General features: G+C 59.8%; 10 protein-coding genes. 4 read left to right on the forward strand and 6 right to left on the reverse strand.

Annotated elements, in window-relative coordinates; genetic code table 11:
• Positions 1–106: 106 nt before the first annotated feature.
• Genes ACMG4N_RS01285 through ACMG4N_RS01300 form a run of 4 tightly spaced genes read left to right on the forward strand, consistent with a single transcriptional unit; the run spans position 107 to position 4,557 of the window.
• Positions 107–883, forward strand: a complete 777-nt coding sequence (locus tag ACMG4N_RS01285) for a DUF3348 family protein (protein WP_414432626.1) — start codon at positions 107–109, stop codon at positions 881–883.
• Positions 880–3,144, forward strand: coding sequence for a DUF802 domain-containing protein (locus ACMG4N_RS01290; protein ID WP_414432628.1), 2,265 nt, complete (start codon positions 880–882; stop codon positions 3,142–3,144). Before ACMG4N_RS01285 ends, ACMG4N_RS01290 begins: the two co-directional genes overlap by 4 nt.
• Positions 3,144–3,815, forward strand: coding sequence for an OmpA family protein (locus tag ACMG4N_RS01295; protein ID WP_272997207.1), 672 nt, complete (start codon positions 3,144–3,146; stop codon positions 3,813–3,815). Before ACMG4N_RS01290 ends, ACMG4N_RS01295 begins: the two co-directional genes overlap by 1 nt.
• Positions 3,808–4,557, forward strand: a complete 750-nt coding sequence (locus ACMG4N_RS01300; RefSeq protein ID WP_414432629.1) for a DUF2894 domain-containing protein — start codon at positions 3,808–3,810, stop codon at positions 4,555–4,557. The genes ACMG4N_RS01295 and ACMG4N_RS01300 overlap by 8 nt, the downstream gene beginning before the upstream one ends.
• Positions 4,558–4,682: 125 nt before the next feature.
• On the opposite strand, the gene ACMG4N_RS01305 is transcribed toward ACMG4N_RS01300, so the two are convergent.
• From ACMG4N_RS01305 to ACMG4N_RS01330, 6 genes are all read right to left on the reverse strand, one after another.
• Positions 4,683–6,734 (reverse strand): BCCT family transporter, encoded by a 2,052-nt coding sequence (locus ACMG4N_RS01305; protein ID WP_297765693.1) that lies wholly within the window; start codon positions 6,732–6,734, stop codon positions 4,683–4,685.
• A 238-nt stretch (positions 6,735–6,972) separates the two neighbouring features.
• Positions 6,973–7,446, reverse strand: coding sequence for a hypothetical protein (locus ACMG4N_RS01310; protein ID WP_414432631.1), 474 nt, complete (start codon positions 7,444–7,446; stop codon positions 6,973–6,975).
• Positions 7,447–7,517: 71 nt separating this feature from the next.
• Positions 7,518–9,548 (reverse strand): hypothetical protein, encoded by a 2,031-nt coding sequence (locus ACMG4N_RS01315; protein WP_414432632.1) that lies wholly within the window; start codon positions 9,546–9,548, stop codon positions 7,518–7,520.
• Positions 9,549–9,605: 57 nt separating this feature from the next.
• A complete protein-coding gene (locus tag ACMG4N_RS01320) occupies positions 9,606–10,832 on the reverse strand; it encodes a carboxylate--amine ligase (RefSeq protein ID WP_035246113.1) in 1,227 nt (408 codons plus the stop codon).
• A gap of 328 nt (positions 10,833–11,160) precedes the next feature.
• On the reverse strand, positions 11,161–11,625 hold the full coding sequence (locus ACMG4N_RS01325; RefSeq protein ID WP_414432633.1) for a DUF3592 domain-containing protein: 465 nt from the start codon (positions 11,623–11,625) through the stop codon (positions 11,161–11,163).
• Between the two features lie 125 nt (positions 11,626–11,750).
• A complete protein-coding gene (locus ACMG4N_RS01330) occupies positions 11,751–12,101 on the reverse strand; it encodes a hypothetical protein (protein WP_414432635.1) in 351 nt (116 codons plus the stop codon).
• Positions 12,102–12,161 lie beyond the last annotated feature (60 nt).

Raw genomic sequence — 12,161 nt, forward strand, 5'->3', positions numbered from 1 at the left:
CATCGCCAGCAGCGCGCAACCGACAGACGCATTATCATCCCCGCCCTTTCCCGATTAGAATGGCCGGCTCGCTCCAGAACACCCTGCAGTATGGATAACCAAGAGAATGCATAGGACGCACGCACCTTCACAATCCGGCCCCGCCGGCAGCCGCCTGGTGGCGCTGCTGACACAGCTGGATCGCAAGGCGGCCCGGGCCAGCCACGGTGATTTTGCCGAGCGTCTGGGGCGGCTGTTTGATCTGTCCGATGCCATCGCTCTGGACGGTGCCAATCAATACCGCCCCAAAGGTCCCTTCGAGGCCACCCCGGACGCCGCCGAGCGCCTGCAGGCGGACCTGTTGAAAAGCCGCGACGCCTTGCTGGCCCACCTGAGCCGCAGCTTCGCCGGGGAAAAAGCCGCCTCGGTGATTCCCCTGCCGCCGCTCAAGGACGACGCCCAGGCCGACAAACGCCCCACCTTTGGTGCCTACGAACGCTTCTATCAAGCCCATCAACGGCAGATGATTGCCGGGCTCAGCAACCTGCGCCAGCGGGCCCGCCGTATCCTCAGCGGCCACAGCCAGGCCATGGCCCGGCTGGCGGAACTGGATGCGGTATTTGAACAAAGCCTGAGCGGCTACGTGCGCCACTGCTTCGGCGCCCTGCCCGGTTTTCTGGAAAAACGCTATCGCACACTCTGGGACACCCGTGATCCCTTTCATACCGTCGAGGACTGGCTCGCCCCACAGGGGTGGCTGAGCCAGTTCCGGCGTGAACTGCAACTGCTGTTACTTGCCGAGCTGGACGCCCGCCAGGAACCCATACTCGGCCTGCTGGACGCCCTTGTCGCCGATGCGACGGGCAACCAGTCCACCCATAACGAGGTAAGCAAGACCGTATGAGACGCTTTCTTTTTGCTGTCCCCTTTCTCCTCGGCGCCATTGCCGTGGTCTGGATCGCCGCCACCTTTCTGAGCAACCCGGTGGCCCTGACCGTGACCCTGATCATCGCCGCCGCCTATACCCTGGGCTTTGCCGAGTTGCTGCGCTTTCGCCGCACCACCGCCACCCTGGACCGGCAGCTCGATGACCTGCCGGAAAGCCGCGATGGCCTGACTCACTGGCTCAAGGCCCTGCCCGGCAGCCTGCGCCACGCGGTACACCGCCGCATCGATGGCCACCCGGCGCCCCTGCCCGGCCCCCAGCTGACCCCCTACCTCACCGGCCTGCTGGTGATGCTGGGCCTGCTGGGCACCTTCGTGGGCATGATCGTCACCCTGCAAGGGGCCGCCACCGCCCTGGATGGCAGCAGCGAACTCACCGCCATCCGCAGCGCCCTGGCCGCCCCCATCGCCGGGCTCAGCCTGGCCTTCGGCACCTCCATTGCCGGTGTGGCCGCCTCTGCCATGCTGGGCCTCAGCGCCGCCCTGTGCCGCCGCGACCGCATGACCCTATCGCGCAAGCTGGACGACCGGGTGGACCTGGAACTGCATGCCTTCTCCCTGGATCACCAGCGCCAGTCCGCCTACACCGCCCTGCAGGATCAATCCCGCATCTTCCCGGAGCTGGTCAGCGCCCTGCAGGGGCTCACCGGGCGCATGGAACAGATGGGCGAACAGCTCAGCGAGTCCCTGACCCGCAACCAGCAGGATTTCCACCACACCCTCACCGACCAGTACCGCACCCTGGCGGATTCCGTCAGCCAGTCGCTGAAGGAAACCCTGGCGGACAGCAGCCGCCTGGCGGTGGAAAACATCCAGCCGATCATGAAGCAATCCCTGGCCGACCTGAGCCAGCAGGTGCAGGGCACCCACGAAACGCTCAACGCCATCACCGAAAAGCAGCTTGCCACCCTCACCGAACGGTTCCGCGAGACCACGGAATCCGCTGCCCAACACTGGCAGCAGGGGCTTGAGCAGCATCAGCAGACCAGCGCCCGCCTGGTCAGCGATATCAGCACCTCCCTGGCCGCTCATCACGATCAGTTCCGCGACAACAGCAGCCAGCTGCTCGAACAGATGCGCAGCACCCAGGCAGAGCTGGGCAACGCCAGCGAACAGCAACTAGCCGCCATCGCCGAGCAATTCCGCAGCGCCAGCGAGCAGGCTCTGCAACAGTGGCAACAGGGCCTGGCCGAGCAGAAAGACACCGGCCACAGCCTGCTGCAGGAAGTGCGCGATACCCAGCAGCAGCTGGCCCGCACCAGCGAAGAGCAGCTCAGCGCTGTCACCGGCCAGTTCCGTGAGGTCAGCGACCAGGCCGCCGCCCAGTGGCGCGACGGTATCGACGCACAACAGGCCTCCGGCACCACCCTGATCAGCGAACTGCGCAGCGCCCTGAGCGAGCACAACAGCCAGTTCCAGGACAGCGCCACCGGCCTGCTGGACGGCCAGAAAACCGGCCTGGAGACCCTGGTGGCCACCGTGCGCGAGGAACTGATTGCCCTGCGTGACGCGGAAGCCGGCCGCAGCGAGGCCGCCAGCGAGCGCCTGGCACAGCTGGAAGGCACCGTCAGCGAGCACCTGGGCCGACTGGGCACCGCCCTGGAAGCGCCCATGACCCGCCTGATCGAGACTGCTTCGGAAACCCCGAAAGCGGCGGCGGAAGTGATTAGCCGCCTGCGTGAGGAAATGACCCGCAGCAGCGAACGGGACAACGAACTGCTGGAAGAACGCCGCCGCATCATGGCCGAGCTGGACACCCTGCTCAGCGGCCAGCGCGATGCGGCTGGCGCCCAACGGGATGCCATCGAAACCCTGATCACCACCGCCAGCGACACCCTGACCCAGGTCAGCGATACCTTCGCCCAACAGGTCAGCGCCCAGAGCGAGCAGCTCGACCAGGTGGCCGGCGATGTGTCCGGTAGCGCCGCTGAAGTGGCCAGCCTCAGCGATGCCTTCGCCACCGCCGTGCAGGTGTTCAGCGACGCCAACGACAAGCTGCTGGACAACCTGCAGCAGGTGGAAAGTCGTCTGGAACAGTCCTCCGCCCGGGCCGACGAACAGCTCAACTACTACGTGGAACAGGCCCGCGAGGTAATCGAACTGAGCATGGCCTCGCAGAAGGAAGTGATCGACGCCCTCGGTACGCTCAATAACGCCAACAGCGGCGCCAACGGCAACGACGCCCACAGCGAAGAACGCCCGGCCAGCGAGGTCAACTGATGGACGATCTTCACGACAGCGACAGCTCATCCGTCTGGGCCATCTTCTCCGATCTGATGGCCGCCCTGGTGGGCATTCTGGTGCTGGTGCTGGTGTGGGTCATCGGCATTCAGCTGGAGCTGAGCCAGTCACTGGAAGAGGAAAAGGCCCGGCGGGTGGCCGAAGAGCAGCGCCGCCAGGCCCTGGAAGAGGCGCTGGCCGATCCCCTGGCCAGTGGCCGGGTCACCTTCCGCGATGGCCGCATCGGCATCAGCGGCAGCGTGTTATTCCAGCTCAACTCGGACCAGCTACAGCCGGAGGGCGAGGAACTGCTGCGCGATCTGGCCAAGCCGCTGCAGGTGTTTCTGGATCAGCATGACGAACTGTTGATGGTCAGCGGCTTCACCGATGATCTGCCGATCCAGCGCGGCAACCGCCGCTACCAGGACAACTGGGGCCTGTCTGCCCAGCGGGCGCTCACCGTAACGCGCACCCTGATCAACCAGGGCATGCCCGCCGACCAGGTGTTCGCCGCCGCCTTCGGCCCCCACCAGCCGGTGGTGCCCAACGACAGCGATACCACCCGGGCCCAGAACCGCCGGGTAGAACTGACCACCGTGCCCCGCCAGGGCGCCAAGGTCAGTACCGCCCAGCATGCCAGCCAGGCAGAAGGGGCCGACGGCAATGGCTGATGTTCCTAGCCTCAACACTCCCTCGCTCAGTGCCATGACCGAACAGCTGGCGAGCCTGCGCGATCAGGGCGCAGCCCGCTTTGCCCCGGTTCGCTTTCGCTACCTGGAAGCCCAGGCCGAGCGTCTTGGCACCCTGACACGTGTCAGCCCCACGCCGCTGACACGGCTGGCCACAGCGCTGGAAGAGTTTCAGCAAGCGTTTCAGGCCGAGAGTGCCCGGGTGGATGCGCAACTGGCCGAGGAGGCGCTGAGTGAGCCCGTGGCCGCCATGCGGGAGAAAGGGGATCTGAAAGCACTGCTGCGCCATCTGCGCGCCCGTCAACGGCAGCAAGACCCTTCTGCGTTTGCCGCCCTGCACGCCTGGTATGCCAACCAGACACCCCAGGAAGACGACGACCACAGAGACCCGATGACCGCCCTGCTACGCCAGCAGGAACAAAGCGTACTGGCCCGGCACGGCATCACTACTCCGGCAACGCCGACAGACAATAGCGGCCCACGGGAGCTGAAAGCCCTGCGTCAGGTCCGCGCCACACAGCAAAGTCAGCGCAAACGCCAACGCATCGCTCAGGCTATCCATCAGACCCCCAGCGACGCCGGCCCGCTCAATTCCCACCGTCTGGTCACAAGCGCCCTGGAAACCCTGCGCGATCTTTCCCCCGCCTACCTGGATCACCTGGTCACCCAGGTGGATACCCTGATGTGGCTGGAGAAACTGGCCAAGCAGCGGCGTCCCTCCTGACCGCCGCTCACGCGTCTATTCAAACCACCGTAGGAGCCATGCTCGCATGGCGAACCCGAACACCTTTCGCCATGCAAGCATAGCCCCTACAAAACTGCCGGCCTTCTTTACCGACAGTATCAGACTTACCGATCTTCTTTCCCTTCATCCTCCGGCGGATGCAGCAGGTCATCGTGCTCACCCATTTCCCAGGGCAGTTTGCCCGGAGTGAGATCCAGGAAATGCAGGTAGTTTTCGAACTGGTCGAGAATATCGCGAATGATGTCATCCTCGTCATAACCGAACACATCATAGGAACGGCCACCGCGACGCAGGAACACTTCCGCCCGGTAATAGTTTTCCTCTTTCATCACCGTGGAAGCGCCCCCGGCCGTTACGAAGCCGGGCACCGGCTGGCTGACCAGGCGGATGTCATAGACAAAGCCCACATGCCCTTCACGTTCCACCTGCAGTTCAGCACGGATCAGGCTCTCATCGAACACCACCCTGGCATCCCAGCCGGACTCCTTCATCTCTTTGACCACCTTTTCCATGCTCTGCATGGCTTTACCGCGAATGAAGCTTTCCACATTGTCGCGGCCAGGGAAGTCCATCATGCCTTTCAGACGATGGCGCCACTGGGAACCGGTCAGGTGACGGCGCGTCGCCATATGCATTTGCAAGCTGGTTTCGCGATGCCCCTCAATCACCAACGCCCGCCACATGCCCACGGCAGCCAGAATAATAATGATGGCAAAGGGCAAGGCGCTGGCAATGGTCATGGTCTGCAGCGCCTGCAAGCCACCAGCCAGCAACAACACCGACGCAATGGTCCCCTCCAGCACCGCCCAGAAAATCCGCTGCCAGGCCGGGGTATTCAGCACCCCGCCGGAAGCCAGCGAGTCCACCACCAGGGAGCCGGAATCCGAAGACGTCACAAAGAAGGTGATAATCAACAGCACCGCCAGAAAGGAAATAAACGACGACAATGGCAGTTCATCAAACAACTTGAACAGGGCCACTGCCTTGTCGGTCTGCACATCTCCGACCAGGGTGGTCACCCCCTCATTCATGATCATGTTCAGCGCGGTATCGCCAAATACGGAGAACCACAGGAAGGTGAACAGGGACGGCACCAGCATCACCCCCACCACAAACTCGCGGATGGTACGGCCACGGCTGATCTTGGCAATAAACAGCCCGACAAAGGGCGCCCAGGCGATGGTCCAGCCGAAGATAAACAGGGTCCAGTTACCGATCCAGTCGCTGTGGGTATAGGCCTGCAGATTGAAGGTGCGTTCGACAATGCCGCTTAAATAGCTACCCGTGTTCTGCAGAAAACTTTCCAGGATATGAATGGTCGGCCCGACCACAAACACAAACGCCATCAGCGCCACGGCCAGCACCATGTTAAGAATCGACAGGCGCTTCACACCCTTGTCCATCCCGGCCACCACCGACACGGTGGCCAGAGCGGTAACAATGGCAATGGCGGTAATCTGCACCCAGGTGGCCACCGGCACACCCCACAGATAATTCAGCCCCGCGTTGATCTGTGCGGCGGACAAACCCAGGGTGGTGGCAATACCGAACATGGTGCCAAGAATCGCGAACACATCGATGGCATGACCGATCGGCCCGTAAATTCGTTCACCAATCAGCGGGTAAAACGCCGACCGCATGGACAACGGCAAACCATGGCGAAAGGCAAAATAGGCCATCACCAGACCCACCAGGCCGTAAATCGCCCAGATATGAAAACCCCAGTGGAAAAAGGCAATCTGCATGGCCTGCTTGGCCGCATCCACCGTTTCTGCCGCCCCGGCCGGGGGCTCCGCATAATGCAGCACGGGCTCCGCCACCCCGAAGAACAGCAAGGCGATGCCATAACCGGCGGAAAACAGCATGGCGAACCATTCCGGGAATGAATATTCCGCCTCGCAATGATCCGGCCCCAACTTGATATTGCCCCAGCGAGTCATCGCCACACCGACAATAAAGATCAGGAACAGCGCTACCGACAGCATGTAAAACCAGCCGAAATTCGAGGTGATCCAGGCTTGCGCCGTGTTAAAGGCTTCGCCAGCCCGTTCCGGGTCGCTGATGGTGCCGATAATCAGCAGAAGCGATACCACCACAGCCGGAATAAAAACCGGTAGCAGAATCGTCGAGGTGGGGAGGGTGCGTTTTTCCGTCATAGCATTTCATCCATGATGACAGGGTTGGCGACTGGAGAATGCCGGTAGCAACTCTCCGTAACTGACAACGGCCTCATGCTAGCAAAGATGGGCCCAACGGTTTTTTAAATCCTGTTATTTATTAATCCGGAATGACATTGCCTTTACTGCAGGAGCGGCGCTCCTGCGGCAAGCATGAACCATGATCCGATATGATGAATCACAGGTTTGATACTAAACCGGAGCAGGAAACGTTCATTTATCCTTCACGCAATAACCGACGTAACCGATAACAACGTACCAGAAAAGCCAACGCCAACAACAGTAGCGAGCCGGACCAGATCGCAAACACCCAGCGAATCCCTGTAGCAGTAACAGTCAGCGACACATCAGAAGGGGTAACAAAAAACGCGAAGGCATAAAAACACGCATGCAGGGTGCAGGCGTAAAGCAGCAGATTCCATCCTGACCAGGGATGCGGCCCCAGCGAAGAGAAGCGCCACAACCCCCATAAAAAAATCAGGTTATAGGCGGGCATCAGAAGAGCAAGAAGACCCAGCATCTCACCAAGACTATCCACATAATCCGGCGTCAGGTTGGCGAGCATCACCACGCTGCCCATCATCGACACAACGAACACCCCGACACCGGCAAACCAGGTGCCATCGATGGGAGCAATGGCGCACACCAGCCAGGCGACTATTGCCAGCCGGAACAACAGGACATCCATCATCCGCGTGTTCTTCGCAGCGTCATGGGGCGTCATCGTGTTGCCGGGCCTTGCGCGACGGGATCAGGCCTTGATCAACCCGGCCCGGTCGCCCCTTCACTGGCCTGCAGGCCACCCTCGGGCAGCCTGTCCGCGCCCCAGCTGCGCTGCAGATAGCCGCTGACTTGATCCAGTTGCTGCTGCTCAACCTGCGCCAGCTCACCCCGCTCCAGGGGATCAAAGTGAAAGATATAAAGCCGTGACGCAAACTGCTCGAACGGCAGTGACGCCTCGCCAAAACGTTCGCCATGGCCTGCGGTGCTGACCACCACGCCATCGCCCCAGTCCTGACCGCTGTCGTTGTTGGGGTTATAGAAATACACCCGCATGACATCCTGGGGATCCAGCGCCACCCGCAAGATACTGATGGCATGCCAGCCGATAAAACGGGCAGCACTGTCGGTGACAGCGACCCCCGCAGGCTGGGGGTGTATCAGCGGCTGATTGCCGTTGTAGTAGGGATGATAGGCCGCATAGAAATGACGCAGGAAATCATCCAGCTCCCACAGCTTGCCGGTTTCCACATCCACATTGATACGAAAACCGCGGCCGGACCACCAGCCATGAAACTCCGGGTTCACCCAACGGTGGGGATCCCCCTCACGCCCGATACAGCGACGGCCCATTTCCGCATAGATCCGGTCCAGATGGGGCACCACCAGCAGAGACACCGGGTCCAGGTCCATGGGCAGGCTGCTGGCCACACCGCCAACGCTTTTGCTGGAGGAAATTGGCTGGCCCTCGAAATGCATGATGATTTCATCGTCACGGGCCGCCCAGGTGACCATTTGCAGCAGGTAATCCGGATCGTTGTACGACCACATGGACAGCGCACGAGCGGACTGACAGGTGGGATTATTGCCCTGCCCCACGCCCAGTGGCTGCCCCAGCATGCACAGCACACCTTCGATCAGATGCGCCTGTGGCGGCACCTGATCCCCGAAAGCCAGTGCCAGGCGCTGGCACGACCAGTCAGACAGAACCAGACCCAGCTGCCGCCACAGGGCCGGCGCCACTGGCGGTTGATAGAGAATACCCCGCTCCAGCACCAACGCCAGGCCATAAATGGCCTGGGCAGTTTGCGGATGCACCGCCGCTTCAATCAACGCCTGCACCAGCTGCCGGTAACACAGCAGGCAATCACGACCGGTTGACGACAGGCCCATGGCCTCCGCCACCAGGTGGTCACCCTCCTCCAGCAAATGGCGCAGCAACACCGGGTGATACGGCGACACCAACCCGGTGTCATGCATGGCCCGGGCAAACCCGGTGGCTTCGCCCTGCAAGGCCGTGGCATCCATGCTGGCGAGCCGCTCAAGGTAGATCGCCACGCCCGGGTCTTCCCGGCAGGCCCGGGTCGGGCCGAACAGGCTGCTCACCAAGCGGTCCGCCCCCTGCCCGCTGCTGCCCAGATCGATATCCGGATTGACCTGGCAGATGGCGATCTGCGTGACCATCTGCTTGACCGGCTCGGTCTGAATGGGGCGCTGATTGAGAATTCGCCAGATCTCTTCAATCAGCTTGTCGACGATATGCTCATAACCGATGCGCTCGGCCAGATGCTGCAACAGATTCTGTGGCAGCACCGCCAGGCGGCCCTGGGTTTCACGCTGCGCCTCGGAAGGCGGCGAAAACAGCATGGCCAGATTGAGCGCCAGCACCTGGGTGAGAAAATGGTGGGCCTGCTCGGCGGAAATCAGGGTGTGGCGGTAATCGCCACAGGCCACCGCCAGCATGCGCAGCTCGCTCAGGGCCTCGATCACCACCAGCTCAGCCTGGGCACTTTGCAGGGACTGGGTAGTGAAACCGGGAACCAGAATCTGCGGCTCCGCCCAATCTGTCCCGGCAAAAATCCCGGCCGCTTCCAGCGTCTCGATGCGTTCGCCCAGGGCCGCACAACCGCCCTCCTGCATCATTACCCGCCGGGCCGTATCCAGTACCCGTGGCACCTTGGCCGGCCGGGTAAAGGAGGGCGCCTCTGCCAACTGGGTGATGGCATCATCCAGCCGAACAAGTAGCAGAGACAGATTGCTGGACGCGGACGTCTCTGAATGGGTCGTAGACACAGGGCAGTTCCTTAACGAATCCGTGGGGGCCCGGCGGGCCCCATGGTGACAGCGTATTCACACATAGAAATCCAGCTCTTCCTGCCGCTTGAGCAACCGGTGCATCTCTTTCGGGTCGTCACCCATGAAGTAAATCAGCCCCCAATGGGTACCAAAGGCGGTGCGCTTGGTGACAACCTCTTCCATGGGCGCCGTCAGTTCATGGGACTCGAAGTAGGGATGGTCTTCGGTCTCCTCCGGGATCTCCAGCTGACTGACCACACGCCGACGCGGGTACACCCCGAAACAACCGGCATGGCCCTTGGCATCCACCACCTCTTTCGGGAAGTAAGCCTTCACTTCCTCTGTGGTGGCCTTGGGGTCGAACACCAGCATGGTGGCCTGATAGGCATTGAAACCCTCATAGACCCGTTCCAGCAACTCGAACACCTTGAAGCCCGGCGGGCGATAAGCCACTTCACCAAAGTACATCTCACCATCGCTGGTGACAAAGTACTCCGGATGAATCATGCCGAACTCGATATCAAAGGTCTTGATCAGCTTCTCGATCTGCTGGGTAATTTGCGGCCGGTATTGCTCAAGATCCGGCGAAGCAGGGACATACACTGAATACCCCAGCGTCACATACTCGGACAGGTTGAGAAAACAGATCTTGCCATCATGGATCCAGGCCTCCACCGCAAATTCCCAGCCATCCAGATGCGACTCCATCAACGACGGAAATTCCTCATCAGGAATAGCATCCACCTCATCCGGAGTACGGATCACCCGGTGACCCAGACAACCGGCCTTGTCAAAGGCCTTCAGGTGGATCGGGTCATTGGGATCACCATCCAGTTTGAGCAGGGTCTGGTTCACCCGCTTCAGGAACCGGATCACGTCCTCCCGGTCATGGGCTTCCTCAAAAATACCCACCCGGATACCGCCAAGCTGTGCGCGCCGCTTCATCAAGGACTTATCCCGCATCAGCATGGCCTGGCCCAGCAAACGAGGATTATCCAGCAGCACCGAATTAATCGCACCGGCCCACTCCACGGTTTCCTCATACAACGGTACCGACACATCCACACCCATGTCTTTCAGGGTCTGGGCAATCTCCATGGAGCGATCATTCAGGCGTTCGAAATTCCAGGGCACGTAGGGAATATCATGCTCCTGGCAATACGCCTCTGCCCAGTCCGGGGCCACAACCACATACCGACGATCAAACTTCTCAGCCGCCTCGACCGCGTTCAAACTCCATCCTAATAAAGCAATATAGCCTTTGTTGGGATCTTTTTTCATTGAGCGCCTCCTGTCGAAAATTTGGCATTGGCCCTTTACCGTACACTTATCGCCCTCTTTCACAACCGCCAAACAGCTGATTTTGTCAGACAATATTGCGCAACCAGCCATCTAGAGAGAAGCCAATGTGGGAGGCAAACAATGAACTCACCCGCGAATAAAAAACCGGAGATACAGGCACGATGGTGGGTACGGGGAAAACTTGACAGCAGCGAAACCGCACAAAAAAGAAAAAAGAATCAGCCCGGTTAAATTTGATCAAAGAATTCACAAAATGGAAAAACATGCCGATATGGTTGCATTCATGTTGTTGGCCTGCGGTGATTATTCAGCCAATCACGCCCAGAAAACCCAACACGGCAATCACCACGCCGGCAACCACCCCTAACACACCCAGAATACAATCACTGTATGGCTTGTCTTTTCTCGGGCCAGGCATCAACACAGACTCACCCGGCGCCTTCGGATTGCAGTAGACCGTCACCTCACCGTTGACAGAATGGCTTCTGGCAAATTCAACCGTTTCCGGATACACCAGTGTATAGAATGCCGCAGAGGAGCCACTGTGCTGGCTACCCTTGAATTCATACTCATACGCGACGATGAGTTTTTCCGTGTCCTGCATTTCCCCATCGATATTTCGCTTACCCCAAAGGCGCAGGTCCGTTAACTGACCCTCAACACCTGGCCACTCAAGGCTTGCCACAGCTTTTTTATAGTCGCTCAGCGCACGGCCAAGCAGGTAGATGCCGAAGATAGCGAACAGGGATCCTGCAAGGAGAGGTATGTTCATTGGTTTCGCTCAATGAGTAGAGTCAGGTTGTTTTGTGAAAAGCGATGTGAGGGGTGAGTTCAACGCCGCCCACAACGGCGAGCGTAGCGAGTTCGGCAGCCGTAGACTGCGAATGCTGGGGCTTGTTATGTGCCGACATCCTTTTTTACTGACCAAAAGAATGCTGTCAAACCAAATAGCGCCATACCCACTAATAAAAAAGCAATTATTTGGTTAGATGGGGAAAGATGAAATGAACCACCCATTGTGGCGGCAAGCATAAGCAGCAAAAAACCAAGCAATGACAGAATACCTACACCTTTGCATAGATTTTTTATAGGAAGAGATAGTGGCTTATAGAAAATAGAGGCAACTATTAACGAGGAAACAATAGGCAGCAAAAAAAGGCCAAGAGAAAAACCAAAAACCGATCCGCTGTAGAAAAACATACTAAGGCATGTAGCTGCTAGAAATAATTTAAGCATGTCAGCTATCACAATGCTGATTTCCTATTGCGCATAACTCCTACCTCCGCCGCCGAAGGTCGGCTTGGAGAC

The sequence above is a fragment of the Alcanivorax sp. IL2 genome, from assembly GCF_047495475.1.
Taxonomy (GTDB): domain Bacteria; phylum Pseudomonadota; class Gammaproteobacteria; order Pseudomonadales; family Alcanivoracaceae; genus Alcanivorax.